This is a genomic window from Pseudomonas sp. PDM13, from assembly GCF_025685765.1.
Lineage (GTDB): Bacteria > Pseudomonadota > Gammaproteobacteria > Pseudomonadales > Pseudomonadaceae > Metapseudomonas > Metapseudomonas solani.
The window spans coordinates 112631-137863 of the sequence record NZ_JAOTQU010000001.1 but is presented as its reverse complement, the minus strand read 5'-3'; the positions used below and the strand labels follow the sequence as shown (position 1 = coordinate 137863).

Genomic DNA, 25233 nt, shown 5'->3' with positions numbered 1-25233 from the left:
GCGTTCCGGCAAGCGGCCGTTTCCGACTTGAAGCCTGCTGCCGCTTCCGCTGTACAATCCCGGCCTTGCCGTTTTTGCGTTTTGAATAGGACCGCCATGACTGTCGCCTTCGTCCATCTCCGTCTGCATTCCGAATACTCCCTGGTCGACGGCCTGGTACGGGTCAAGCCCCTGATCAAGGCCGTTGCGGGGGCCGGTATGCCCGCCGTTGCGGTCACCGACCAGAGCAACATGTGCTCCCTGGTCAAGTTCTACAAGGCGGCCATGGGCGGTGGCATCAAGCCGATCTGCGGTGCCGACATCTGGCTGGCCAGCCCCTATGAGGATGGCCCGCTGACACGCATGACCCTGCTGGTGATGAACGCCAAGGGTTACCGCAACCTCACCGAACTCGTGTCCCGTGGCTGGTCGGAAGGCCAGAGCAACGACCTGGTGATCATCCAGCGCGAATGGGTGAAGGAGGCCGCCGAAGGCCTGATCGCCCTCTCCGGTTCCAAGGAGGGCGAAATCGGCATGGCGCTGCTCAACGGCGACCAGGCGGGGGCCGAGGCCTTGCTGGCCGAGTGGCAGGCCGTCTTCCCTGACCGCTTCTACCTGGAGCTGCAGCGCACCTCCCGGGTCAACGATGAGGAGCACGTGCACGCAGCCGTCGCCCTGGCTGACCGCTGTGGTGCCCTGCTGGTGGCCACCAACGACGTGCGCTTCATCAAGCCCGGCGACTTCGATGCCCACGAGACCCGAGTCTGCATCGGCGAGAGCCGCGTCCTCGACGACCCGCGCCGGCCACGCAACTTCTCCGACCAGCAGTACCTGAAGTCCCCGGAAGAGATGGCCGAGCTGTTCGCCGACATTCCCGAGGCGCTGCAGAACACCGTCGAGATCGCCAAGCGTTGCAACATCGAGGTGCAACTGGGCAAGCACTTCCTGCCTGACTTCCCCACGCCCAACGGCATGGGCATCGACGACTACCTGCGCCATGCCTCCTACGAGGGCCTTGAAGATCGCCTGAAGGTGCTCTGGCCCAAGGACACCACGCCCGATTACGAGGAAAAGCGCCAGCTCTACGTTGACCGTCTGGAGTTCGAACTGGGCACCATCATCCAGATGGGCTTCCCCGGCTACTTCCTGATCGTTGCCGACTTCATCCAGTGGGCCAAGAACAACGACGTGCCCGTCGGCCCTGGCCGGGGCTCGGGCGCCGGCTCCCTGGTGGCCTACGTACTCAAGATCACCGACCTCGACCCGCTGGCCTATGACCTGCTGTTCGAGCGCTTCCTCAACCCCGAGCGGGTCTCCATGCCCGACTTCGATGTCGACTTCTGCATGGACGGCCGTGACCGCGTGATCGACTACGTGGCCGACAAGTACGGGCGCAACGCGGTGAGCCAGATCATCACCTTCGGCTCCATGGCCGCCAAGGCGGTGGTGCGCGACGTGGCGCGGGTGCAGGGCAAGTCCTACGGCCTGGCCGATCGCCTGTCGAAGATGATTCCCTTCGAAGTGGGCATGACCCTGGAGGCCGCCTTCAACCAGGAAGAGGCGCTGCGCGACTTCCTCAAGGTCGACGAGGAAGCCCAGGAAATCTGGGACATGGCCCTGAAGCTCGAAGGCATCACCCGCGGTACCGGCAAGCACGCCGGTGGTGTGGTGATCGCGCCGACCAAGCTCACCGACTTCTCGCCCATCGCGTGCGACGAGGAGGGTGGCGGCCTGGTGACCCAGTTCGACAAGGATGACGTTGAGGCCGCCGGCCTGGTGAAGTTCGACTTCCTCGGCCTGCGTACGCTGACGATCATCAAGTGGGCCATGGAGATGATCAACCGGGAGCGGGTCAAGGAAGGCAAGCCCCTGGTGGATATCGACCGCATCCCGCTGGATGACAAGAAAACCTACGACATGCTGCAGAAGGCGGAGACCACTGCAGTTTTCCAGCTCGAATCCCGCGGCATGAAGGAACTGATCAAGAAGCTCAAGCCCGACTGCCTGGAAGACATGATCGCCCTGGTGGCGCTGTTCCGCCCGGGCCCGCTGCAATCGGGCATGGTGGACGACTTCATCAACCGCAAGCACGGGCGGGCCGAGCTGTCCTACCCGCACCCGGACTACCAGTACGCGGGCCTCGAGCCCGTGCTCAAGCCCACCTACGGCATCATCCTGTACCAGGAACAGGTGATGCAGATTGCCCAGGTGATGGCGGGCTACACCCTCGGCGGCGCAGACATGCTGCGCCGTGCCATGGGCAAGAAGAAGCCCGAGGAGATGGCCAAGCAGCGTGGCGGCTTCATCGAGGGCTGCTCCAGCAACGGCATCGACGAGAACCTCTCTGGCAACATCTTCGACCTGGTGGAAAAGTTCGCCGGCTACGGCTTCAACAAATCCCACTCGGCTGCCTATGGCTGGGTCTCCTACCAGACCGCCTGGCTCAAGGCGCACTTCCCGTCGCCCTTCATGGCCGCTGTACTCACGGCGGATATGCACAACACCGACAAGGTGGTGACGCTGATCGAAGAGTGCCGGAACATGAAGCTGCGCATCGTCGCACCGGACGTGAACAACTCCGAGTACCGCTTCACCGTCGATGACGCCGGGCAGATCATCTACGGCCTGGGCGCCATCAAGGGCGTGGGCGAGGGCCCGGTGGAGGCGATCACCGAATGCCGCGCCGAAGGTGGCCCGTTCAAGGACCTCTTCGACTTCTGCAACCGCATCGACCTCAAACGCGTCAACAAGCGCACCCTGGACGCCTTGATCCGTGGCGGCGCGCTGGATCGCCTCGGCCCGTTCTTCAGCGAAGAGCCCAAGGCCTACCAGGCGGGCATCGACCGCAACCGCGGGGTGCTCCTGGCGTCCATGGAGGAAGCCATCCAGGCCGCCGAGCAGACGGCGCGCAGCCACGACAGCGGGCACATGGACCTGTTCGGCGGCCTGTTCGCCGAACCCGAAGCGGACATGTACGCCAACCATCGCAACGCCAAGGAGCTGTCCCTCAAGGAGCGGCTCAAGGGCGAGAAGGATGCCCTGGGGATCTACCTTACCGGGCACCCGATCGACGAGTACGAAGGCGAGGTGCGTCGCTTCGCCCGCCAGCGCATCGTTGAGCTGAAGCCTGCGCGTGACACCCAGACCATCGCCGGCCTGATCGTCAACCTGCGGGTGATGAAGAACAAGAAGGGCGACAAGATGGGCTTCATCACCCTCGACGACCGTTCCGGTCGCATCGAGGCCTCGCTGTTCGCCGATGCCTTCAACTCCGCCAGTGCATTGCTGCAGACCGACGCGCTGGTGGTGGTCGAGGGCGAGGTCAGCCACGACGATTTCTCCGGCGGCCTGCGCCTGCGTGCCAAGCGTGTGATGAGCCTGGAGGAGGCCCGCACGGGGCTCGCCGAGAGCCTGCGGATGAAGGTCGACCACAGCGCCCTGCAGGGCGATCGCCTGCGCTGGCTGGCTGATCTGTGCAATCGCCATCGTGGCTCCTGCCCGATCACGCTGGACTACAGTGGAGCGAGTGCCAAGGCGTTGCTGCAGTTCGGTGAGCAGTGGCGGATCGACCCCGCCGACGCTTTGATTCAGGCATTGCGTGACCAGTTCGGGCGCGACAACGTCTTCCTGCACTACCGCTGAAGCGAAGGGGCGCCCGGTCGCCCCTCGATTTCTCGACCCGCACGCGCCCTTCCTTTAAGGTAGGGCGCCAAATGGAACCAGCCGCCTGGCCCCACGCGCACGACGGAAGCCTATGAACCCGAATTTTCTGGATTTCGAACAGCCGATCGCTGACCTGCAAGCCAAGATCGAGGAGCTGCGCCTGGTCGGCAACGACAACGCGCTGAACATCACCGATGAAATCTCCCGCTTGCAGGAGAAGAGCAGCGCGCTCACCGAAAGCATCTTCGGCAACCTGACCAGCTGGCAGATCGCTCAGTTGGCACGCCACCCGCGCCGCCCCTACACCCTCGATTACATCGAGCACATCTTCACCGAGTTCGACGAGCTGCATGGCGACCGCCACTTCTCCGACGACGCGGCCCTGGTCGGTGGCGTTGCCCGCCTGGACGACCAGCCGGTGATGATCATCGGCCACCAGAAAGGCCGTGAAGTGCGCGAAAAGGTACGCCGCAACTTCGGCATGCCGCGCCCCGAGGGCTATCGCAAGGCCTGCCGCCTGATGGAAATGGCCGAGCGCTTCAAGATGCCGATCCTCACCTTCATCGACACCCCCGGCGCCTACCCGGGCATCGATGCCGAGGAGCGTGGCCAGAGCGAAGCCATCGCCTGGAACCTGCGCGTGATGGCGCGCCTCAAGACCCCGATCATCGCCACCGTCATCGGTGAGGGTGGTTCCGGTGGTGCGCTGGCCATTGGCGTCTGCGACCGCCTGAACATGCTGCAGTACTCCACCTACTCGGTGATCTCGCCGGAAGGTTGTGCGTCCATCCTGTGGAAAACCGCCGAGAAGGCACCGGATGCCGCCGAGGCCATGGGCATCACCGCCGAGCGCCTGAAGGGCCTGGGCATCGTCGACAAGGTGATCGGCGAGCCCCTGGGTGGCGCCCATCGCGAACCGGCCGTAGCGGCCGCGTCGATCCGTGCGGAACTGACCTCGCAACTGCAAGCCCTGAAGAAACTCGATACCGACGACCTGCTGGCTCGCCGTTACGAGCGCCTGATGAGCTATGGCGTGGCCTGATGGCCATGGGGATGAGCGCGTGACCGAAAACGGCCACTCGCTCGTCCTGAAACTCGAATCCCTCCTGCTGGTTGCCGTCGCCCCCTGGCGCGACGCACCGGCCTGGCGGGTGGCCTTCTCCGGAGGGCTGGATTCCACCGTCCTGCTGCACCTCCTGATGCGCCTCGCCGAACGCGAGCGCCTGCCATCTCTCTCCGCCATCCATGTTCACCACGGCCTGCAGCCCGCTGCAGAGGCCTGGCCTGCCCATTGCCAGCGCATCTGCGACGGGCTGGGTGTGCCGCTGGATGTGGCGCGGGTGCAGGTGGCGCCTGGCAACAGCCTGGAGCGTGCCGCGCGCGACGCCCGTTACGCCGCCTTCATCGCTCGGCTCGGCGCTGGGGAAGTGCTGATGAGTGCCCAGCACCGTGACGATCAGGCAGAAACCCTGCTGTTCCGCCTGCTGCGTGGCGCGGGTGTGCGTGGCCTTGCAGGCATGCCGGGCAGTCGCGTGCTGGGTGATGGCGTTCTGCTGCGGCCACTGCTGCAGTTGCCTCGCGCCGAGCTCGAAGCCTGTGCGCGTGAGCTGGGGCTGGATTGGGTCGAGGACCCGTCCAACGATGACACCGAATTCTCCCGCAACTACTTGCGCCGGCGGATCATGCCGGCACTCGCCGAGCGCTGGCCGCAGGCTTCGTCGAGCATCGCCCGCAGTGCCGGGCATCTGGCCGAGGGCGAGGCGCTGCTCGGCGAGCTGGCGCAGCTGGATTTGCAGGCGGCACGTACCGATAGCGCTTTCCCTTGGCTGCTGCTGTCGTCCCTGGAGCTGGCGCCGTTGATCGGCTTGTCTCCGGCTCGGCAGCGCAATGCCCTGCGTCACTGGCTGAGCGCCTTCACCGCTATGCCGGACAGCGGGCACTGGGCGGGCTGGGATGACTTGCGTGACGCCGGCCCCAGTGCCAGCCCGGTCTGGAAGCTCGAGGGCGGAGAGCTGCGGCGTGCCGACGGACGGCTGTGGTGGCTGCCCGGCAGTTGGCAGCAGGGGCCGTTGGCGGGCGGGCAATGGTCTGAACCCGGCAAGGTGCTGGAGTTGCCCGGCAACGGCCAGTTGCAGCTCGTCGGCGAGCCCCCGCAGGGCGCGCTCGAGGTGCGCTACCGCCAGGGCGGCGAAGTGCTGGAGGTGGCGGGGCGTGGGCGTCGCGACCTCAAGCGCCTGCTCAACGAGAGCGGCCTGCCGGCTTTCGTCCGCGGGCGCCTGCCACTGCTCTATCGCGGGGGTGAGCTGCTTGCCGTGGCCAATCTCCCGGGCCTCGCCGGGCCTGCGGATGCACGCTGGCGACTGCGCTGGACACCGCCGACGAATGACCAAGGTTTGAGCTGAAAGGGTCTTTCCGGTAGACTACGCTCCCGTCTTACAGAGCTCTTGCTGATTCCTTCGGAGTCGGCGGGAGTTTGCCGTTTTGGCACTGTTCCAGATTGCAGGCTTCGGCCTTACTTCGCTCTCCCCGGCGGCCTTCCGCCTAAACGCAGACTTCTAGGGTTTTTCATGACGCGCTACATCTTCGTCACGGGTGGTGTTGTTTCTTCATTGGGGAAAGGCATCGCCTCGGCATCCTTGGCCGCCATTCTGGAAGCGCGGGGGCTGAAGGTCACCATGCTCAAGCTGGATCCGTACATCAACGTCGATCCCGGCACCATGAGCCCCTTCCAGCACGGTGAAGTGTTCGTCACCGAGGACGGCGCAGAGACCGACCTCGACCTGGGCCACTACGAGCGCTTCGTGCGCACCACCATGACCCAGAACAACAACTTCACCACCGGCCGCGTCTACGAGGACGTGCTGCGCAAGGAGCGCCGTGGTGACTACCTGGGCGCCACCATCCAGGTCATCCCGCACATCACCGACGAGATCAAGCGTCGCATCATCAAGGGCGCCGGCGATGCCGACGTCGCGATGGTCGAGATCGGCGGCACCGTGGGTGACATCGAGTCCCAGCCCTTCCTCGAGGCCATCCGCCAACTGCGCGTGGAAGTGGGCGCCAAGCGCGCCATGTTGATGCACCTGACCCTGGTCCCCTACATCGCCACTGCCGGCGAGACCAAGACCAAGCCGACCCAGCACTCGGTGAAGGAGCTGCGCTCCATCGGCCTGCAGCCCGACGTGCTGATCTGCCGCTCCGACCATGAAGTCGACCTGTCCTCGCGTCGCAAGATCGCCCTGTTCACCAACGTGGAAGAGCGCGCGGTCATCGCCCTGCAGGACGTCGACACCATCTACAAGATTCCTTCCGTGCTCCACGCCCAGGGCCTGGACGACTTCGTCGTCGAGCGCTTCGGCCTGCAGTGCGGCGGTGCCGATCTTTCCGAGTGGGATCGCGTCGTCGATGCCAAGCTGAACCCGGAGAAGGACGTCACCATCGCCATGGTCGGCAAGTACATGGAGCTGCTGGACGCGTACAAGTCGCTGATCGAGGCGATGAGCCACGCCGGCATCCAGAACCGCACCAAGGTCAACCTGCGCTACATCGACTCCGAAGACATCGAGAACCAGGGCACCAGCCTGCTGGAAGGCGTCGACGCCATCCTGGTTCCCGGCGGCTTCGGCCTGCGTGGCGTGGAAGGCAAGATCACCACCGTCAAATATGCACGCGAGAACAAGATCCCCTACCTGGGCATCTGCCTCGGCATGCAGGTGGCGGTCATCGAGTTCGCCCGCAACGTGCTGGGCTGGACCGACGCCAACTCCACCGAATTCGACAAGGCCAGCGGCCACCCGGTCGTGGGCCTGATCACCGAGTGGGAAGACGCCACCGGTGCCACCGAGATCCGTACCGAAGCCTCCGACCTGGGGGGCACCATGCGCCTCGGCGCCCAGGCCTGCCAGCTGGAAAGCGGCTCCCTGGTGCACGGCTGCTACGGCAAGGACGAGATCGTCGAGCGCCACCGCCACCGCTACGAAGTGAACAACAACCTGCTGCCGCAACTGCGTGAAGCCGGCCTGAAGATCACCGGTCGTTCCGGCGACGGCGCCCTGGTCGAAGTGGTCGAGGCTCCGGATCATCCCTGGTTCGTCGCCTGCCAGTTCCACCCGGAGTTCACCTCCACGCCGCGTTACGGTCACCCGCTGTTCAGCGGCTTCGTCAACGCCGCCCTGGCGCAAAAAGCGAAGAAGGCCTGACCCATGGCGCAGAAGATCATCCGCGTCGGTGACATCGAGATCGCCAACGACAAGCCCTTCGTGCTGTTCGGCGGCATGAACGTGCTGGAGTCCCGCGACCTGGCACTGAAGGTCTGTGAGGAGTACGTCAAGGTCACCGACAAGCTCGGTATCCCCTACGTATTCAAGGCCAGCTTCGACAAGGCCAACCGCTCGTCGGTGACCTCCTTCCGCGGCCCGGGCCTGGAAGAGGGTCTGAAGATCTTCGAGGAAGTGAAGAAGACCTTCGGCGTGCCGATCATCACCGACGTGCATGAGCCGCATCAGGCCGCGCCCGTCGCCGAAGTCTGCGACATCATCCAGCTGCCGGCCTTCCTCTCCCGCCAGACCGACCTGGTCGTGGCGATGGCGAAGACCGGTGCGGTGATCAACATCAAGAAAGCCCAGTTCCTCGCGCCCCAGGAGATGAAACACATCCTGGCCAAGTGCGAAGAGGCGGGTAACGACCAGCTGATCCTCTGCGAGCGCGGTTCCTCCTTCGGGTACAACAACCTGGTGGTGGACATGCTCGGCTTCGGCATCATGAAGCAGTTCCAGTACCCGGTGTTCTTCGACGTCACCCATGCCCTGCAGATGCCGGGTGGTCGCGCCGACTCCGCCGGTGGCCGCCGTGCCCAGGTCACCGACCTGGCCAAGGCCGGCATGAGCCAGGGCCTGGCCGGCCTGTTCCTGGAAGCGCACCCGGATCCGGACAACGCCAAGTGCGACGGCCCCTGCGCCCTACGCCTGGACAAGCTGGAACCGTTCCTCGCCCAGCTCAAGCAGCTGGATGATCTGGTCAAGAGTTTTCCGCCGATCGAGACTGCCTGAACGGGCAAATCTCCGGTAAAGTGCCGGGCGCGCGTTATCTGACCGATCGGTCAGGTCAAGGGTCGGACCTGCCCAAGCGAACGTCCGCCCGCGCCGCCCCTCTAATTCCGCTGCAGCGTCATCGTCAACTTTGGAGTGCTAACAACAATGGCAAAGATCGTCGACATCAAGGGCCGTGAAGTCCTGGATTCCCGCGGTAACCCCACCGTCGAGGCGGATGTGATCCTGGACAACGGTATCGTCGGCAGCGCCTGCGCGCCGTCCGGTGCCTCCACCGGTTCCCGTGAAGCCCTCGAGCTGCGCGATGGCGACAAGAGCCGCTACATGGGCAAGGGCGTGCTTAAAGCCGTTGCCAACATCAACGGCCCGATCCGCAGCCTGCTGCTGGGCAAGGACCCGGTCGACCAGAAAGCACTCGACCACGCGATGATCGCCCTCGACGGCACCGAGAACAAAGCCTCCCTGGGTGCCAACGCCATCCTCGCCGTGTCCCTGGCCGCCGCCAAGGCCGCCGCCCAGGACCAGGACCTGCCGCTTTACGCGCACATCGCCAACCTCAACGGCACCCCCGGCCAGTACTCCATGCCGGTGCCGATGATGAACATCATCAACGGTGGCGAGCACGCCGATAACAACGTCGACATCCAGGAGTTCATGGTCCAGCCGGTTGGCGCCAAGACCTTCTCCGATGGCCTGCGCATGGGCACCGAGATCTTCCATCACCTGAAAGCCGTGCTGAAGGCCCGTGGCCTGAACACCGCCGTGGGTGACGAAGGTGGCTTCGCCCCGAACCTGACCTCCAACGAAGACGCCCTGGCCGCCATTGCCGAAGCCGTCGCCAATGCCGGCTACAAGCTGGGCACCGACGTGACCCTGGCCCTGGACTGCGCTGCCAGCGAATTCTTCGAAGACGGCAAGTACAACCTGTCCGGTGAAGGCAAGTCGTTCGACGCCGAAGGCTTTGCCGACTACCTGAAAGGCCTGACCGAGCGCTTCCCGATCATCTCCATCGAAGACGGCCTGGACGAGTCCGATTGGGCTGGCTGGAAGATCCTCACCGACAAGATCGGCGAGAAGATCCAGCTGGTGGGCGACGACCTGTTCGTCACCAACACCAAGATCCTCAAGGAAGGCATTGAGAAGGGCATCGGTAACTCGATCCTGATCAAGTTCAACCAGATCGGCTCGCTGACCGAAACCTTGGAAGCCATCCAGATGGCCAAGGCCGCCGGCTTCACCGCGGTGATCTCCCACCGCTCCGGTGAAACCGAGGATAGCACCATCGCCGACCTGGCCGTAGGCACTGCCGCCGGCCAGATCAAGACCGGCTCCCTGTGCCGTTCCGACCGCGTGTCCAAGTACAACCAGCTGCTGCGCATCGAAGAGCAGCTGGGCGGAAAGGCGCCTTACCGTGGTCGTGCCGAGTTCCGCGGCTAAGCCGGGGATGATAAAAAGGGCAGCGAAAGCTGCCCTTTTCGTATGGAAACTTCTCTTTCGATGGCCAAATCCCCTTACTGGTTGTTCGTCGTACTGATCCTGGCCTTGTCCGGGTTGCAGTATCGCCTGTGGGTGGGCGACGGCAGCCTGGCGCAGGTCACGGACCTCGAGCGGCAGATCGCCGACCAGAAGGGCGAGAACGAACGCCTGCTGGAACGTAACCGCATCCTCGAGGCCGAGGTTTCCGAGCTCAAGAAGGGCATGGAGACCGTGGAAGAGCGCGCGCGCCACGAACTGGGTATGGTCAAAGAGGGCGAAACCCTCTACCAGCTGGCCGAATGAATACCCCCGAACTCCCCGCTTTCTGGGCCGTGATCCCGGCTGCCGGCGTCGGCGCCCGGATGCGTGCCGATCGCCCCAAGCAGTACCTGGAGCTGGCAGGGCGGACCATCCTCGAACACAGCCTTGCCTGCTTCCTCGACCATCCGAGTCTCAAGCGCGTGGTGGTCGGCCTTTCCGTCGATGACCCGTACTGGCCCGAACTGGGTTGCGCCAGCGATCCGCGCATCGAGCGGGTGGATGGCGGCAAGGAACGTGCCGATACCGTGCTCAAGGCCCTGCTGCGCCTGGACGAACTGGGTGCGCGCCCGAATGACTGGGTGCTGGTGCACGACGCTGCCCGGCCCAATCTGTCGCGCGGTGATCTTGACCTGCTGCTGGCCGAATTGGCCGATGACGCTGTTGGCGGCCTGCTGGCGGTGCCGGCGCGCGACACCCTGAAGCGTGCCGGGCCTGATGGCCGTGTGGCCGAGACCGTCGACCGCAGTGTCATCTGGCAGGCCTACACACCGCAGATGTTCCGCTTCGGCACCCTGCATCGCGCCCTGGCCGATGCCCTGGTCTCAGGCGTCGCCGTGACCGACGAGGCCTCGGCCATCGAGTGGTCGGGACAGGCGCCGCGCCTGATCGAAGGGCGTGCGGACAACCTCAAGGTCACCCGCCCGGAAGACTTGGACTGGCTGCGTCAGCGCTGGGCCGGCCGGCACTGATCGCGATAGGCCGGGTGGTTCGCCAGGCCTTCCTTCAACAGATCCACCAGTTGGCGCACCTTGGGCGACAGGTGACGCTGCTGTGGATAAATCGCCCAGACCGCTGTGTTCGGGGGCTGATGCTGCTCCAGCAGTGAAACCAGCCGGCTGTTCTGCAGGTGCTCCAGCACGTAGTAGTCCGGCAGCTGGCACAGACCGAAGCCCCGCAGCGCCGCATCCAGTACCGCCTCGCCACTGTTGCAGCGCCAGTTGCCCTGCACCCGTACCGTCTGTTCCCGCCCTTCGGCGAGGAAACTCCACTGGTCCGAGCTGCCGATCAGGCAGTTGTGCCGGCCGAGTTCTGACAGGCTATGGGGGCGACCGTAGCGCTCCAGGTAGGAAGGCGCGGCGCACAGGTACATGACCCGGGGCGCCAGGCGCGTGGCCACCAACCGCGAATCCTGCAGGCGACCGAGGCGGATGGCCAGGTCCAGGCCTTCGTGGACCAGGTCCAGCGGGCGATTGCTCAGCTCGATCTCCACCCGCAACTGCGGGTGCCGGGCCATGAACTCATTCACCAGGGGCACGATGAAGCGCTCGCCGTAGGCGACGGCGCAGGTCATGCGCAGCAGCCCCTTGGGCTCGCCGGTGAGGTCGTTGACGGCGCGTAGGGCTTCGTCGCGTGCATCCACCAGGCGCTGGCAGTGCTGCAGGAAGGTCTGCCCGGCTTCGGTCAGCGCCACCTTGCGCGTGCTGCGGTAGAAAAGACGGGTCTGCAGCCGCTCTTCCAGTCGCGCCACCTGGCGGCTGATATGGGACGAGGACAGCCCCAGGCGCTCGGCGGCGGCGGTGAAGCGGCCGGTCTCGGCCACGGCGACGAATTCGTCCAACCCTTCCCAACGGCTCATCGATTATCCCTGCATGGCAATAATGTTTTGCTTTGCGGCTGATTATTTACCATTGGCCGCTCATCTACACTCCCCGCCATCGTTAAATCCACTGGAGAGTCACCATGATCAAGTCGCGTGCCGCCGTTGCCTTCGAGGCCGGCAAACCCCTGCAGATCGTCGAAGTGGACGTCGCTCCGCCGAAAGCCGGCGAAGTGCTGGTGCGCATCGTCGCCACCGGCGTCTGCCACACCGACGCCTACACCCTCTCCGGTGCGGATTCCGAAGGCGTGTTCCCCTGCATCCTCGGCCACGAAGGTGGCGGCATCGTCGAGGCGGTGGGTGAGGGCGTGACCTCCCTGGCCGTGGGCGACCACGTGATTCCGCTCTATACGGCCGAGTGCCGCGAGTGCAAGTTCTGCAAGTCCGGCAAGACCAACCTGTGCCAGAAGGTGCGCGCCACCCAGGGCAAGGGCCTGATGCCCGACGGCACCAGCCGCTTCTCCTACAACGGCCAGCCGATCTACCACTACATGGGCACCTCGACCTTCTCCGAATACACCGTGGTGCCGGAAATCTCTCTGGCGAAGATTCCCAAGGAAGCGCCGCTGGAGAAGGTCTGCCTGCTGGGTTGCGGCGTGACCACCGGCATCGGCGCGGTGCTCAACACCGCCAAGGTGGAGGAAGGCGCTACCGTGGCCATCTTCGGCCTGGGTGGCATCGGCCTGGCGGCGATCATCGGCGCCAAGATGGCCAAGGCCTCGCGCATCATCGCCATCGACATCAACCCGGCCAAGTTCGATGTGGCTCGCGAACTAGGCGCGACCGACTTCATCAACCCGAAGGACCACGACAAGCCGATCCAGGACGTGGTGGTCGAGCTGACCGACGGCGGCGTCGACTACTCCTTCGAATGCGTCGGCAACGTGCAACTGATGCGCGCCGCCCTCGAGTGCGCCCACAAGGGCTGGGGCGAGTCGGTGATCATCGGCGTCGCCGGTGCCGGCCAGGAGATCAGCACCCGTCCGTTCCAGTTGGTGACTGGCCGCGTCTGGCGCGGTTCGGCCTTCGGTGGCGTAAAGGGCCGTACCGAGCTGCCGAGCTATGTGGAAAAGGCCGAGAAGGGCGAGATCCCGCTGGATACCTTCATCACCCACACCATGGGGCTGGACCGCATCAACGAAGCCTTCGACCTGATGCATGAAGGCAAGAGCATCCGTACCGTCATTCACTACTGATAAGCGCAAGCCGCAAGTTGCAAGCTGCAAGCCGTCTCTTGCCGCTTGTGACTTGTAGCTTGCTGCTGCCCGGAGGGCCCCATGACCCTTGAAATCGTTTCCAGCAACAAGAGCTTCGGTGGCTGGCACAAGCGCTATCGCCACCGTTCCACCACGCTCAACTGCGACATGGTCTTCGCTGTCTACCTGCCGCCCCAGGCCGAGCAGGGTGCGAAGCTGCCGGTGCTGTACTGGCTGTCGGGGCTGACCTGCAGCGACGAGAACTTCATGCAGAAGGCCGGTGCCCATCGCCTGGCCGCCGAGCTGGGGCTGATCATCGTCGCCCCGGACACCAGCCCGCGTGGTGCCGATGTGCCGGGTGACCCGGATGGTGCCTGGGACTTCGGCCTCGGTGCCGGTTTCTACCTCAACGCCACCCAGGAGCCCTGGGCGCGCAACTACCGGATGCACGACTACGTGGTGCAGGAGCTGCCGGCGCTGATCGAGGCCAACTTCCCGGTCTCGGACAAGCGCGGCATCAGTGGGCATTCCATGGGCGGCCATGGTGCGCTGGTCTGCGCGCTGCGTAACCCGGGGCGCTATCAGTCGTTGTCGGCCTTCGCGCCCATCGTTAACCCGATGGCGTGCCCCTGGGGCGAGAAGGCCTTTTCCCGCTACCTCGGCGATGACCGCTCGCGCTGGCGCGAGTGGGACGCCTGTGCACTGATCGCCGAGGCCGGCGAGCGCCTGCCGATCCTGGTGGACCAGGGCGACCGCGATGATTTCCTGGTCAACCAGCTCAAGCCCGAAGCGCTGCAGGCCGCCGCCAAGGCTGCCGACCATCCGCTGACGTTGCGCCTGCAGCCGGGCTACGACCACAGCTACTACTTCATCGCCAGCTTCATCGACGATCACCTGCGGCACCACGCCGCTGCGTTGAAAGGCTGATGAGCCCGCTGGGAGTGACCTGAGGGCTGGAAGCCGGTCTGGCTTCCCGCTTCCTAGCTTCCGCTTTCAGTTAGAATCGCGCCCTGACTTTTCAGGGCGCTTTTTTTGACTATGCGAATTGGCCACGGTTACGACGTGCATCGCTTTGGCGAAGGGGATTTCATCACCCTGGGCGGCGTGCGCATCCCTCACAAGTTCGGGCTCATCGCCCATTCCGACGGCGACGTGCTGCTGCACGCACTCTCCGACGCGCTGCTGGGCGCCGCGGCGCTGGGTGATATCGGCAAGCACTTCCCGGACACCGACCCGCAGTTCAAGGGCGCCGACAGCCGCGCGCTGCTGCGCCATGTAATGGTGCAGGTGCGCAACAAGGGCTGGAAGGTCGGCAACGTCGACGCCACCATCGTTGCCCAGGCGCCGAAGATGGCCCCGCATATCGAGACCATGCGTGCGCTGATCGCCGAGGACCTCGGCATCGAGCTGGACCAGGTCAACGTCAAGGCCACCACCACCGAGAAGCTCGGTTTCACCGGGCGCGAGGAGGGGATTGCGGTTCACGCAGTCGCCCTGTTGCTGAACGCATGAACGAACTCGAATTGCTGGGCCCGCGTGCCTATGGGGAGCCCCTGGGGCAGGCCGTGCTCAAGGCCATCGCCGAAGACTTCCAGGTCGACGAGGTGCTGGACATCCCCCTCGCCGGCGAAGGCGAACACCTCTGGCTGTGGGTGGAGAAGCGCGAGCTGAACACCGAGGAGGCCGCACGACGCATCGCCCGTGCCGCCGGCGTGCCGGTGCGTACCATCAGCTACGCCGGCCTGAAGGATCGCCAGGCGCTGACCCGCCAGTGGTTCAGCCTGCACCTGCCGGGAAAGGCCGATCCGGATCTTTCCGCTGCCGAGAACTCGAGCCTGCGCATCCTCAAGAGCGCCCGCCACAAGCGCAAGCTGCAACGCGGTGCGCACTCGGCCAACGGTTTCACCCTGCGTCTGACGCGCCTGGCCGCTGACCATGAGGCCCTCGATGCGCGGTTGACCGCCATGGCTGCCGGCGGCGTGCCCAACTACTTCGGCCTGCAGCGCTTCGGCCATGGCGGCGGCAATGTCGTCGACGCCCGTGCCTTTGCCGAGCGCCGCGAGCTGCCGGAACAGCGCAACCTGCGTTCGCGGCTGCTGTCGGCCGGGCGCAGCTATCTGTTCAACCGCGTGCTTGCCGAACGTGTCGCCAGCGGCAGTTGGAACCGTGCCGAAGTCGGCGACCTGCTGGCCTTCACCGACAAGCGCAGCTTCTTCATGGCCGGCGAAGAGGAGTGCCGGGACCCGCGCCTGGCGATCCTCGACCTGCATCCGACCGGTGCCTTGTGGGGCGAAGGCCCGTCCCCAGCGGGCGGCGACAGCGCTGTGCGCGAACAGGCGGTGGCCGATGCCGAGCCCGCCTTGCGCGACTGGTTGGCGGATGCGGGCATGGCGCACGAACGGCGCATCCTCCGCCTCCCCATCGGCGGCCTTACGTGGCATTATCCCGAGCCTGACGTTCTGCAACTGGAATTCGTCCTGCCGGCTGGATGCTTCGCTACCGCAGTGGTTCGCGAGCTTGTCGATCTGGTGCCGGCAGGGCAGACGGACAACCCATGCGTATTCTGATTTCCAACGACGACGGGGTGAATGCACCCGGCCTCGCCGCCCTGCACGCTGCGCTAGAGGGTTATGCCGATTGCGTGGTCATCGCCCCTGACCAGGACAAGAGCGGTGCCAGCAGCTCGCTCACCCTGGATCGGCCGCTGTGCCCGCAGCGCCTCGACAACGGCTACATCAGCATCAACGGTACGCCCACCGATTGCGTTCACCTCGGGCTCAACGGCCTGCTGGAGCAGACGCCGGACATGGTGGTTTCCGGTATCAACCTCGGCGCCAACCTGGGTGACGACGTGCTTTATTCCGGCACCGTCGCGGCTGCTCTCGAGGGACGCTTCCTCGAGTTGCCGGCGTTCGCCTTCTCGCTGCTTTCGCGGCAGCCGGAGAACCTCGCCACTGCCGCACATTTCGCTCGCAAGCTGGTCGAGGGGCATGCCCAGCTCGACCTGCCGCCGCGTACCGTGCTCAACGTGAACGTTCCCAACCTGCCGCTGGATCGCATCCGTGGCATCCAGGTGACCCGCCTCGGCCATCGTGCCCGTGCGGCGGCGCCGGTCAAGGTGGTCAACCCCCGGGGCAAGGAAGGTTATTGGATCGCGGTCGCCGGTGACGCCGAGGATGGCGGCCCGGGTACCGACTTCCATGCGGTGATGCAGGGCTATGTCTCCATCACGCCGCTGCAGCTGGATCGCACATTCACCCAGGGCCTCGACAGCCTCGAAGGCTGGTTGGGGAGGCTGTTCTGATGGCTCGCGAGCAGGACGATCTGCTGCGCCGGGGGATCGGCATGACCTCCCAGCGCACTCGTGAGCGTCTGATCCAGCGCCTCTATGAGGAAGGGCTGTCCAACGCCCATGTGCTGGAAACCATCCGCCGTACGCCACGTCATCTGTTCGTCGACGAGGCACTGGCACATCGCGCCTATGAAGATACGGCGCTGCCCATCGGGCACAACCAGACCATCTCCCAGCCGTACATGGTGGCTCGCATGAGCGAGTTGCTGCTGGCGGCGGGGCCGTTGGACAAGGTGCTGGAGATCGGTACCGGTTCCGGCTACCAGACCGCCATCCTGGCGCAGCTGGTGGAGCGGGTGTTCTCGGTCGAGCGCATCCAGAGCCTGCAGGATCGCGCCAAGGAGCGCCTGGTCGAACTCAATCTGCGCAACGTGGTGTTCCGCTGGGGCGATGGCTGGGAGGGCTGGTCCGCACTGGCGCCCTACAACGGCATCATCGTCACCGCCGGCGCCGCCGAGGTGCCTCAGGCACTGCTGGATCAACTGGCTCCCGGTGGGCGCCTGGTCATTCCGGTGGGCGCGGGCGACGTTCAGCAATTGATGCTGATCATCCGCGAGGAGCAGGGCTTCTCGCGCCATGTGCTGGACGCCGTGCGCTTCGTGCCGCTGCTCAATGGGCCGCTCGCCTGAACACGGCGGGTGAGTCGACGCACTATCCTCCGACCTTCGGGGAACCCGCGCGCCGATCGCCTTTCTGATTGGCAGACAGATGATGCGTCGTTGCGGCCTGGCCATGCAGCGGCCAACCCGGGACGAGCAATGGGTAACTGGCCCTGAACGATAAATTCGACACAATAAGTACGACCTTTGGGCGTTGGGGAAAGGGGACAGGAATGAGCCTGGCCATTAGGCAGAGGATCAGCATGGGAAGCACACGAGGACTGTTGTCCATCGTTGCCGTCGGCTTGTTGCTGGCTGGGTGCGCCAGCTCGCCGCCTGGCGGTGTGCAGGTGGTCGACCGTGATGGCCGTGCCGCTGCCCAGCAGCGCCAGCCGGTGACCACGGGCCAGTACCGTGTCCAGCGGGGCGATACCCTCTATTCCATTGCCTTCCGTTTCGGCTGGGACTGGAAAGCCCTGGCTGCCCGCAACGCGATTCCCGCGCCCTATGTGATCCGTCCGGGGCAGACGATTCGCTTCGACGGGCAGTCCAATTCCGCTCCGGTACGTTCCGTTGCGACAGCGCCTGTCGTCACTACGCCGCCGCCGAAGCAACCCACTACGCAGTCGAGCCAGCCGGTCCAGAACCAGCCGACCAAACCCGTGCCGCCTCCTGTTGCGACCACGCCGGCAACGACCCCGACCTTGCCTGTAACCCGCTCTGCGACTGGCTGGGCGTGGCCTGCGAGTGGCGCGATGATCGGTCGTTTTTCCTCAAACGGTAGTTTGAATAAAGGGATTGATATAGCAGGTGAATTAGGCCAGCCTGTTTTAGCTGCATCGGATGGTTCCGTTGTTTACGCCGGAAGTGGATTACGGGGCTACGGCGAATTGGTGATCATCAAGCACAGCGATACCTACGTAAGCGCTTACGGTCACAACCGCAGGTTGCTGGTACGGGAAGGACAGCAGGTCAAGGTCGGACAGACCATTGCAGAGATGGGCTCAACGGGTACTGACCGGGTGAAGCTTCACTTTGAAATTCGCCGCCAAGGTAAGCCTGTAGATCCACTGCAATATCTGCCTCGTCGTTGATCCGACGTCGGCCCGTCACCCACGTGGGATGGACGGGCTCAGGCGTAGCCAAGGAAATGGCATCGTCAGGGCTTGTTGTCGAACTCAGCAAGGGACAACAACAATGGCACTCAATAAAGAAGCGCCGGAGTTTGACGTAGACGACGAACTGCTCCTCCTGGAGCCAGGCGTCGTCATGGACGAGGGATTGAGCGAGGAGCACGAGTCTCCCCCCAGCACCAAGTCCAAGTCGAGCTCACTCAAGCAGCACAAGTACATCGACTACACGCGCGCCCTCGACGCGACCCAGCTCTACCTCAACGAAATCGGCTTTTCCCCCCTCCTGACTCCGGAAGAAGAAGTGCACTTCGCGCGCCTGGCGCAGCGTGGTGATCCTGCCGGACGCAAACGCATGATCGAGAGCAACCTGCGCCTGGTGGTGAAAATCGCCCGACGCTATGTCAACCGGGGGCTCTCCCTGCTGGACCTGATAGAAGAGGGCAACCTCGGCTTGATCAGGGCGGTCGAGAAGTTCGACCCGGAGCGGGGCTTCCGCTTCTCCACCTACGCAACCTGGTGGATACGCCAGACCATCGAACGCGCGATCATGAATCAGACCCGGACCATCCGGCTGCCGATCCATGTGGTCAAGGAACTCAACGTCTATCTGCGCGCAGCGCGGGAGTTGACCCACAAGCTCGATCACGAGCCCTCCGCCGAAGAAATCGCCAACCTGCTCGAGAAGCCGGTTGAAGAGGTAAAGCGGATGCTCGGCCTGAACGAGCGGGTTACCTCGGTGGACGTTTCCCTAGGCCCGGATTCGGACAAGACGCTGCTCGATACCCTGACCGACGACCGTCCTACCGACCCCTGCGAGTTGCTGCAGGATGACGATTTGTCGCAGAGCATCGATCAATGGCTTTCCGAATTGACGGATAAACAGCGCGAAGTCGTTGTACGCCGCTTTGGTTTGCGCGGCCATGAGAGCTGTACGCTCGAGGAAGTCGGCCAGGAAATTGGCCTGACCCGGGAACGGGTAAGGCAGATCCAAGTGGAAGCGTTGAAGCGCTTGCGGGAGATTCTCGAGAAGAACGGCCTTTCGAGTGATGCCTTGTTCCAATAACGGACGATGATCCAAAGAAACCCGGCCTTGGCCGGGTTTCTTTTTTTGGGGAGCCGATCAGGAACAAGTGGTTATGTCGCCGTTTCGTTGTTTACCCATAACGAGCTTGTAAGTATTCGCTTACAAGTGATGTAAGTGTTATGGGTCAAAAGCCAGTCGATAATGTGGCGAAACCGCTGAGGTGTATTTTTAACTTATTGAAATCAAAGGTTTTTTATTTTTAAGTCTAACGCCATAAGCCGCTGTTTCGCCAACAGGTGCCCTTGTTCGATTACCTGGAATCGCTATCATCAGACCCATGCAACACGGAATGTTGCGGGCCGATACGGACTTCGGCCAGGAACGTCACGGGATGTGACTCATCAGGATGATGAAAGGGATTTAAAGGGATAGGGACAAAAGAGTGGGCGGGCAACCGCCCCTTTTTTTTTGCCCGCAAAAAACAAAGGCCCGCGATTGCGGGCCTTTTGCTGTCTGGCGATCAGCGCTCCAGTTGCGGGAGCTTGCCTTTGACGCCATCCCACTCTTCGGCGTCTGCCAGGGCGTCTTTCTTCTCGGTGATGTTCGGCCAGACTTCAGCGAGATCACGGTTGAGCTCGATGAATTCCTGCATGTCCTCTGGGACTTCGTCCTCGGAGAAGATGGCTTGGGCCGGGCATTCGGGCTCGCACAGTGCGCAGTCGATGCACTCGTCCGGGTGAATGACCAGGAAGTTCGGGCCTTCGTAGAAGCAGTCCACCGGACAGACTTCCACACAGTCGGTGTATTTGCATTTGATGCAGTTGTCGGTGACGACGAAGGTCATTCTAATTCTCTCCTCAGCGGCGGCTCGGAAACCCTGGCTAATTGGGCTCCCCGGCTCTGGAATGGCGTCTCCGGCTCAGGCTTATGGTCGGAGCTCGTCCAGAGCGCGCGGGATTCTAACAGCTTGTGCGCTATGGCGTTAGATTCGAGCCTTCAATGTATATAACAACTCCAACGCACGGCGTGGGGTCAGGTCGTCTGGTTGCAGCTTCGCCAACTCGTCCAGTACCGGGTGCGGGAGGCTCGCGAACATGTCGCTCTGCATCGGCGGTACGGGTTGGCCGGGTACGGCTTTAGGCGCTTCGTGGGGCAAGCTGGTGGTTTCCAGGCGCGCCAGATGCTGGCGGGCGCGCTGGATCACGTCGGTCGGGACACCGGCAAGCTGAGCCACCGCCAGGCCATAGCTCTGGCTGGCAGGGCCAGGCAGCACATGGTGCAGGAAAACGATGCGCTCGTTGTGCTCGGTGGCATTGAGGTGGACGTTGGCCACCACCGGCTCGCTTTCCGGCAGCACGGTCAGCTCGAAATAGTGGGTGGCGAACAGCGTGTAGGCGCGCAGGCGCGCCAGGTGCTCGGCGGCGGCCCAGGCCAGGGACAGGCCGTCGAAGGTGCTGGTGCCACGGCCCACTTCGTCCATCAGCACCAGGCTGCTGTCGGTGGCGTTGTGCAGGATGTTGGCGGTCTCGCTCATCTCCACCATGAAGGTGGAACGGCCACCGGCCAGGTCGTCGCTGGAACCGATGCGGGTGAAGATGCGGTCCACCGGCGACAGTTCGCAACTGGCTGCCGGCACGAAGCTGCCGATATGGGCCAGCAGGACGATGAGGGCGGTCTGGCGCATGTAGGTCGATTTACCGCCCATGTTCGGGCCGGTGATGATCAGCATGCGCGTGGCGTCGTCCAGCGACAGGTCGTTGGCCACGAAGGGGGTATCCAGTACCTGTTCCACTACCGGGTGGCGACCTTGCACGATGCGCATGCAGGGCTCTTCGACGAAGCGGGGGCGGTTCAGGTCCAGGTTCAGCGCGCGCTCGGCCAGGTTGCTCAGCACGTCCAGCTCGGCCAAAGCGGCGGCGGTGTCCTGCAGCGGCGCCAGCTGTTCGATCAACTGCTCCAGCAGTTCCTCGTAGAGCATCTTTTCACGGGCCAGGGCGCGGCTCTTGGCCGATAGCGCCTTGTCCTCGAATGCCTTGAGCTCGGGGGTGATGAAGCGTTCGGCACCCTTGAGGGTCTGGCGGCGGATGTAGTCGGCGGGAGCCTGTTCGGCCTGCACGCGGGGCAGTTCGATGAAGTAGCCGTGGATGCGGTTGTAGCCGACCTTGAGGTTGGGCAGGCCGGTGCGCGCCTTCTCGCGGGCCTCCAGATCCATCAGGTATTGGCCGGCGTTCTCGCTCAGGGCTTGCAGCTCGTCCAGTTCCGCGTCGTAGCCGGTCTTGATCACGCCACCGTCACGGATCACCGCGGGCGGTGTTTCGATGATGGCGCGGGCAAGAAGCTCCGCCAGTTCCGGGTAGGTGCGGATGTTGGTGGCCAGGACGCCAAGGTGCGGTGCTTCCAGGCCGGTCATGGCCTGTTGCAGTTCCGGCAGGGCGGCCAGGGCGTCGCGCAGGCGGGCCAGGTCGCGAGGGCGGGCGTTGCGCAGGCCGATACGGGCGAGGACGCGCTCGACGTCGCCGATTTCCTTCAGTTGCGGTTGCAGGCCTTCGAAGCGAAAGCGCTCCAGCAGGCAACTGATGGAGTCCTGGCGTGCTTCCAGTACGGCGCGGTCGCGCAGCGGGCGGTTCAGCCAGCGGCTCAGCAGGCGGCTGCCCATGGCGGTCTGGCAACGGTCGACCACCGATTGCAGGGTGTTGTCGCGCCCGCCTGCGAGGTTGATGTCCAGCTCCAGGTTGCGGCGGCTGGCGCCATCGAGGATCACCGTGTCATCCAGGCGATCATGGCGCAGGCTGCGCAGGTGGGGCAGGGCGGTGCGCTGGGTTTCCTTGGCGTAGCCCAGCAGGCAGCCGGCGGCGCCGATGGCCAGGGTCAGGTTTTCGCAGCCGAAGCCCTTGAGGTCCTGTACGCCGAACTGCTGGCATAGGCTTTTGCGTGCGGAATCTCGGTCGAAATCCCAGGGCGCGCGACGGCGCACGCCACGGCGTTTCTCCGCTGGCAGGCCTTGGGGCCAATCGTCCGGGATCAACAGTTCGGCAGGGTTCATGCGCTCGAGTTCGGCCAGCAGGTTTTCCCAGCCCTTGATCTCCTGCACGCTGAAGCGGCCGCTGGTGATGTCCAGCACGGCCAGGCCGAACAGGCGTTCGTCGCCCAGTACCGCACCGATCAGGTTGTCGCGGCGCTCATCCAGCAGCGCCTCATCGCTGATGGTGCCGGGGGTGATGATGCGCACCACCTGGCGTTCGACCGGGCCCTTGCTGGTGGCCGGGTCGCCGATCTGCTCGCAGATGACCACCGACTCGCCCAGCTTCACCAGTTTGGCGAGGTAGCCTTCCACCGAATGGAAGGGAATGCCCGCCATGGGGATCGACTTGCCGGCGGACTGGCCGCGAGCAGTGAGGGTGATGTCGAGGAGCTTGGCCGCCTTCTTGGCGTCTTCGTAGAAGATCTCGTAGAAGTCACCCATGCGATAGAACATCAGCTGGTCCGGGTGCTGGTTCTTCAGTCGCCAGTACTGCTGCATCATCGGGGTGTGGTCGGAGAGGTCCTGGGTATCTTTGGCCATCTGTCAGCGCATCTGTCTTGAATGTGGGGCGACAAGGTGCGTTCGGGAGGAGGAATCCATGCCCGGCCTTGCACGCAAAAGGCGCTAGTGTACGGTATCCCGCTGGCCCGCTTTAACCCCGGAGTGCACATGTCCGATATCGATTCACGGCTGACCGAGCTCGCTGCCCGCCTGGGCGATTCGTTGCGTGGGCTCGGCGCCCAGGCGACCACCGCCGAATCCTGCACCGGGGGAGGTATCGCCGAGGCGATCACTCGCATTCCCGGCAGCTCGGCCTGGTTCGAGGCCGGTTACATCACCTATTCCAATCGTCAGAAGACCCGGCAACTGGGCGTACCCGAGGAGCTGTTCGGCCGCGTAGGCGCCGTCAGTCGCGAAGTAGTCGAGGCGATGGCGCAGGGGGCCCGGCTCGCCAGTGGTGCGCGTTTCGCCGTGGCGGTCAGTGGCGTGGCAGGGCCTGATGGCGGCTCGGCGGAGAAGCCGGTGGGCACGGTCTGGCTGGCCTGGGCCGATAGCGATTCCTTGTCTTCGTGCCGTTGCCGCTTCGATGGCGATCGGCAGGCCGTTCGCCAGCAGACGGTCGCCAGGGCCCTGGATGGGCTTATCCGACTAGCTGCAGGAGAAAAAGCGTCCGAGGGGTAGGCGTGGGTCTTGCCCTATGGAATAATACTGGCTACTTATACAGTTGTTGGTGGCCTGTCAGGCCCTCTTGATTAGCGAGGACTTCAATGGACGAGAACAAGAAGCGTGCTTTGTCGGCTGCCCTGGGCCAGATCGAGAAGCAGTTCGGCAAGGGCGCGGTCATGCGCATGGGCGATCATGATCGCCAGGCCATTCCGGCTATCTCCACCGGCTCTCTCGGCCTGGACATCGCCCTCGGCATCGGCGGCCTGCCCAAGGGCCGTATCGTGGAAATCTACGGTCCGGAATCTTCCGGCAAGACGACCCTCACCCTGTCCGTGATCGCCGAAGCTCAGAAAATGGGCGCCACCTGCGCCTTCGTCGACGCTGAACACGCGCTCGACCCGGACTACGCCGGCAAGCTGGGCGTGAACGTCGACGACCTGCTGGTTTCCCAGCCGGACACCGGCGAACAGGCCCTGGAAATCACCGACATGCTGGTGCGTTCCAATGCCGTTGACGTGATCATCGTCGACTCCGTTGCCGCACTCGTGCCCAAAGCCGAGATCGAAGGCGAGATGGGCGACTCCCACGTTGGTTTGCAAGCCCGCCTCATGTCCCAGGCGCTGCGCAAGATCACCGGCAACATCAAGAACGCCAACTGCCTGGTCATCTTCATCAACCAGATCCGTATGAAGATCGGCGTGATGTTCGGCAGCCCGGAAACCACCACCGGTGGTAACGCCCTGAAGTTCTACGCTTCCGTCCGCCTCGACATCCGCCGCATCGGCGCGGTGAAGGAAGGCGAGGAAGTGGTGGGTAGCGAAACCCGCGTCAAGGTCGTGAAGAACAAGGTCGCTCCGCCTTTCCGTCAGGCCGAGTTCCAGATCCTTTACGGCAAGGGCATCTACCGCAACGGCGAGATCATCGACCTGGGCGTACAGCAGGGCATCCTGGAGAAATCCGGCGCTTGGTACAGCTACCAGGGCAACAAGATCGGCCAGGGCAAGGCCAATTCCGCCAAGTACCTGGAAGACAACCCGGAAGTGGGCAAGACCGTCGAGAAGCTGATTCGCGAGCAGCTGCTCAATCGTGATGCGGTCAAGCCTGACGCCGCTTCCGCCAAGGAAGTCGCTGAAACCGAAGCCGACTTCTAATCCCAATGCCCATCGTGCTCGACAGCCCCGCCGCAGTGCGGCGGGCTGCCATGGACCTCCTGGCACGACGCGAGCACGGGCGAGTCGAGTTGACGCGCAAGTTGCGTCAACGCGGCGCCCCTCCTGAGTTGATCGACAGTGCCCTTGACCGCCTTGCGGACGAGGGACTGCTCGACGAGTCCCGTTACCTGGAAAGCTTCGTGGCCAGCCGTGCCCGTGCAGGCTATGGGCCGCAGCGTATCCGCGAAGATCTCGCCCAGCGTGGCCTGCCCAGGGATGCCATCGAGTCCGCCCTGCGTGAGGCGGGCATCGATTGGGGCAGCCATCTTCGTGATGTCTGGCAGCGCAAGTTCTCGGGTGAGCGGCCAAGCGATGCGCGTGAGCGCGCCAAGCAAGGGCGTTACCTCGCCTACCGTGGCTATTCCATGGACATGATCGGCCGGCTGTTGCGCGGCGCTTCACTGGACGACTGAGTTCTCTCCGGCCCTGAGCCATGCGCTGATCG

Annotated in this window: 22 protein-coding genes; 19 read left to right on the top strand and 3 right to left on the bottom strand. The window is 64.1% G+C overall.

The window, feature by feature from the left end; genetic code table 11:
* Positions 1-96 precede the first annotated feature (96 nt).
* From dnaE to ispD, 8 genes are all read left to right on the top strand, one after another.
* Positions 97-3621: a DNA polymerase III subunit alpha gene (gene dnaE, locus OEJ36_RS00700; RefSeq protein WP_263399992.1), complete on the top strand. Its 3525-nt coding sequence runs from the start codon at positions 97-99 to the stop codon at positions 3619-3621.
* Between the two features lie 112 nt (positions 3622-3733).
* Positions 3734-4684 (top strand): acetyl-CoA carboxylase carboxyl transferase subunit alpha, encoded by a 951-nt coding sequence (gene accA / locus OEJ36_RS00695; protein WP_021219427.1) that lies wholly within the window; start codon positions 3734-3736, stop codon positions 4682-4684.
* Between the two features lie 46 nt (positions 4685-4730).
* On the top strand, positions 4731-6044 hold the full coding sequence (gene tilS / locus OEJ36_RS00690) for a tRNA lysidine(34) synthetase TilS (RefSeq protein ID WP_263400165.1): 1314 nt from the start codon (positions 4731-4733) through the stop codon (positions 6042-6044).
* 165 nt (positions 6045-6209) lie between these two features.
* Positions 6210-7841, top strand: a complete 1632-nt coding sequence (locus tag OEJ36_RS00685) for a CTP synthase (protein WP_263399991.1) — start codon at positions 6210-6212, stop codon at positions 7839-7841.
* A 3-nt stretch (positions 7842-7844) separates the two neighbouring features.
* Complete coding sequence (gene kdsA / locus OEJ36_RS00680) at positions 7845-8690, top strand: 3-deoxy-8-phosphooctulonate synthase (protein ID WP_263399990.1); 846 nt, start codon at positions 7845-7847, stop codon at positions 8688-8690.
* A gap of 147 nt (positions 8691-8837) precedes the next feature.
* A complete protein-coding gene (gene eno, locus OEJ36_RS00675) occupies positions 8838-10127 on the top strand; it encodes a phosphopyruvate hydratase (RefSeq protein WP_263399989.1) in 1290 nt (429 codons plus the stop codon).
* Positions 10128-10187: 60 nt separating this feature from the next.
* Positions 10188-10469: a cell division protein FtsB gene (gene ftsB / locus OEJ36_RS00670; protein WP_021219422.1), complete on the top strand. Its 282-nt coding sequence runs from the start codon at positions 10188-10190 to the stop codon at positions 10467-10469.
* The gene (ispD, locus tag OEJ36_RS00665; protein ID WP_263399988.1) at positions 10466-11176 is read left to right on the top strand and encodes a 2-C-methyl-D-erythritol 4-phosphate cytidylyltransferase; all 711 of its coding nucleotides are present in this window, start codon (positions 10466-10468) and stop codon (positions 11174-11176) included. Before ftsB ends, ispD begins: the two co-directional genes overlap by 4 nt.
* On the opposite strand, the gene OEJ36_RS00660 is transcribed toward ispD, so the two are convergent.
* Positions 11152-12063 carry a LysR substrate-binding domain-containing protein gene (locus OEJ36_RS00660; protein ID WP_263399987.1) on the bottom strand — a complete coding sequence of 304 codons (912 nt, stop codon included), beginning with the start codon at positions 12061-12063 and terminating at the stop codon, positions 11152-11154. The genes ispD and OEJ36_RS00660 overlap by 25 nt on opposite strands.
* A gap of 104 nt (positions 12064-12167) precedes the next feature.
* Between OEJ36_RS00660 and OEJ36_RS00655 the strand changes: the two genes are divergently transcribed.
* The 8 genes from OEJ36_RS00655 (at position 12168) to rpoS (ending at position 19427) form a co-directional block, all read left to right on the top strand.
* Positions 12168-13280 carry an S-(hydroxymethyl)glutathione dehydrogenase/class III alcohol dehydrogenase gene (locus OEJ36_RS00655; protein WP_043243643.1) on the top strand — a complete coding sequence of 371 codons (1113 nt, stop codon included), beginning with the start codon at positions 12168-12170 and terminating at the stop codon, positions 13278-13280.
* Between the two features lie 81 nt (positions 13281-13361).
* Positions 13362-14207, top strand: coding sequence for an S-formylglutathione hydrolase (fghA, locus tag OEJ36_RS00650; protein ID WP_021219418.1), 846 nt, complete (start codon positions 13362-13364; stop codon positions 14205-14207).
* 111 nt (positions 14208-14318) lie between these two features.
* Entirely contained in the window at positions 14319-14792 is a 474-nt protein-coding gene (gene ispF, locus OEJ36_RS00645; protein ID WP_263400164.1) for a 2-C-methyl-D-erythritol 2,4-cyclodiphosphate synthase, read from the top strand.
* A complete protein-coding gene (truD, locus tag OEJ36_RS00640) occupies positions 14789-15847 on the top strand; it encodes a tRNA pseudouridine(13) synthase TruD (RefSeq protein ID WP_263399986.1) in 1059 nt (352 codons plus the stop codon). The genes ispF and truD overlap by 4 nt, the downstream gene beginning before the upstream one ends.
* The gene (gene surE / locus OEJ36_RS00635; protein WP_263399985.1) at positions 15835-16584 is read left to right on the top strand and encodes a 5'/3'-nucleotidase SurE; all 750 of its coding nucleotides are present in this window, start codon (positions 15835-15837) and stop codon (positions 16582-16584) included. Before truD ends, surE begins: the two co-directional genes overlap by 13 nt.
* Positions 16585-16625: 41 nt before the next feature.
* The gene (locus tag OEJ36_RS00630) at positions 16626-17261 is read left to right on the top strand and encodes a protein-L-isoaspartate(D-aspartate) O-methyltransferase (RefSeq protein WP_169708397.1); all 636 of its coding nucleotides are present in this window, start codon (positions 16626-16628) and stop codon (positions 17259-17261) included.
* A 203-nt stretch (positions 17262-17464) separates the two neighbouring features.
* A complete protein-coding gene (locus OEJ36_RS00625) occupies positions 17465-18325 on the top strand; it encodes a peptidoglycan DD-metalloendopeptidase family protein (protein WP_263399984.1) in 861 nt (286 codons plus the stop codon).
* A gap of 103 nt (positions 18326-18428) precedes the next feature.
* A complete protein-coding gene (rpoS, locus tag OEJ36_RS00620) occupies positions 18429-19427 on the top strand; it encodes an RNA polymerase sigma factor RpoS (protein WP_021219413.1) in 999 nt (332 codons plus the stop codon).
* A 481-nt stretch (positions 19428-19908) separates the two neighbouring features.
* Here rpoS and fdxA read toward each other — a convergent pair whose 3' ends face one another.
* Complete coding sequence (gene fdxA / locus OEJ36_RS00615) at positions 19909-20232, bottom strand: ferredoxin FdxA (RefSeq protein ID WP_021219412.1); 324 nt, start codon at positions 20230-20232, stop codon at positions 19909-19911.
* A gap of 138 nt (positions 20233-20370) precedes the next feature.
* The gene (mutS, locus tag OEJ36_RS00610; RefSeq protein WP_263399983.1) at positions 20371-22950 is read right to left on the bottom strand and encodes a DNA mismatch repair protein MutS; all 2580 of its coding nucleotides are present in this window, start codon (positions 22948-22950) and stop codon (positions 20371-20373) included.
* 129 nt (positions 22951-23079) lie between these two features.
* On the opposite strand from mutS, the gene OEJ36_RS00605 reads away from it, so the two are divergent.
* From OEJ36_RS00605 to recX, 3 genes are all read left to right on the top strand, one after another.
* On the top strand, positions 23080-23592 hold the full coding sequence (locus tag OEJ36_RS00605) for a CinA family protein (RefSeq protein WP_263399982.1): 513 nt from the start codon (positions 23080-23082) through the stop codon (positions 23590-23592).
* An 86-nt stretch (positions 23593-23678) separates the two neighbouring features.
* Positions 23679-24728 carry a recombinase RecA gene (recA, locus tag OEJ36_RS00600; protein ID WP_263399981.1) on the top strand — a complete coding sequence of 350 codons (1050 nt, stop codon included), beginning with the start codon at positions 23679-23681 and terminating at the stop codon, positions 24726-24728.
* A gap of 5 nt (positions 24729-24733) precedes the next feature.
* A complete protein-coding gene (recX, locus tag OEJ36_RS00595) occupies positions 24734-25201 on the top strand; it encodes a recombination regulator RecX (RefSeq protein ID WP_263399980.1) in 468 nt (155 codons plus the stop codon).
* Positions 25202-25233 lie beyond the last annotated feature (32 nt).

Coding starts and splice junctions, on each gene's coding strand:
- dnaE (WP_263399992.1), top strand. CDS start 97: ATGACTGTCGCCTTCGTCCATCTCCGTCTGCATTCCGAATACTCCCTG.
- accA (WP_021219427.1), top strand. CDS start 3,734: ATGAACCCGAATTTTCTGGATTTCGAACAGCCGATCGCTGACCTGCAA.
- OEJ36_RS00685 (WP_263399991.1), top strand. CDS start 6,210: ATGACGCGCTACATCTTCGTCACGGGTGGTGTTGTTTCTTCATTGGGG.
- kdsA (WP_263399990.1), top strand. CDS start 7,845: ATGGCGCAGAAGATCATCCGCGTCGGTGACATCGAGATCGCCAACGAC.
- eno (WP_263399989.1), top strand. CDS start 8,838: ATGGCAAAGATCGTCGACATCAAGGGCCGTGAAGTCCTGGATTCCCGC.
- ftsB (WP_021219422.1), top strand. CDS start 10,188: ATGGCCAAATCCCCTTACTGGTTGTTCGTCGTACTGATCCTGGCCTTG.
- ispD (WP_263399988.1), top strand. CDS start 10,466: ATGAATACCCCCGAACTCCCCGCTTTCTGGGCCGTGATCCCGGCTGCC.
- OEJ36_RS00660 (WP_263399987.1), bottom strand. CDS start 12,063: ATGAGCCGTTGGGAAGGGTTGGACGAATTCGTCGCCGTGGCCGAGACC.
- OEJ36_RS00655 (WP_043243643.1), top strand. CDS start 12,168: ATGATCAAGTCGCGTGCCGCCGTTGCCTTCGAGGCCGGCAAACCCCTG.
- fghA (WP_021219418.1), top strand. CDS start 13,362: ATGACCCTTGAAATCGTTTCCAGCAACAAGAGCTTCGGTGGCTGGCAC.
- ispF (WP_263400164.1), top strand. CDS start 14,319: ATGCGAATTGGCCACGGTTACGACGTGCATCGCTTTGGCGAAGGGGAT.
- truD (WP_263399986.1), top strand. CDS start 14,789: ATGAACGAACTCGAATTGCTGGGCCCGCGTGCCTATGGGGAGCCCCTG.
- surE (WP_263399985.1), top strand. CDS start 15,835: ATGCGTATTCTGATTTCCAACGACGACGGGGTGAATGCACCCGGCCTC.
- OEJ36_RS00630 (WP_169708397.1), top strand. CDS start 16,626: ATGACCTCCCAGCGCACTCGTGAGCGTCTGATCCAGCGCCTCTATGAG.
- OEJ36_RS00625 (WP_263399984.1), top strand. CDS start 17,465: ATGAGCCTGGCCATTAGGCAGAGGATCAGCATGGGAAGCACACGAGGA.
- rpoS (WP_021219413.1), top strand. CDS start 18,429: ATGGCACTCAATAAAGAAGCGCCGGAGTTTGACGTAGACGACGAACTG.
- fdxA (WP_021219412.1), bottom strand. CDS start 20,232: ATGACCTTCGTCGTCACCGACAACTGCATCAAATGCAAATACACCGAC.
- mutS (WP_263399983.1), bottom strand. CDS start 22,950: ATGGCCAAAGATACCCAGGACCTCTCCGACCACACCCCGATGATGCAG.
- OEJ36_RS00605 (WP_263399982.1), top strand. CDS start 23,080: ATGTCCGATATCGATTCACGGCTGACCGAGCTCGCTGCCCGCCTGGGC.
- recA (WP_263399981.1), top strand. CDS start 23,679: ATGGACGAGAACAAGAAGCGTGCTTTGTCGGCTGCCCTGGGCCAGATC.
- recX (WP_263399980.1), top strand. CDS start 24,734: ATGCCCATCGTGCTCGACAGCCCCGCCGCAGTGCGGCGGGCTGCCATG.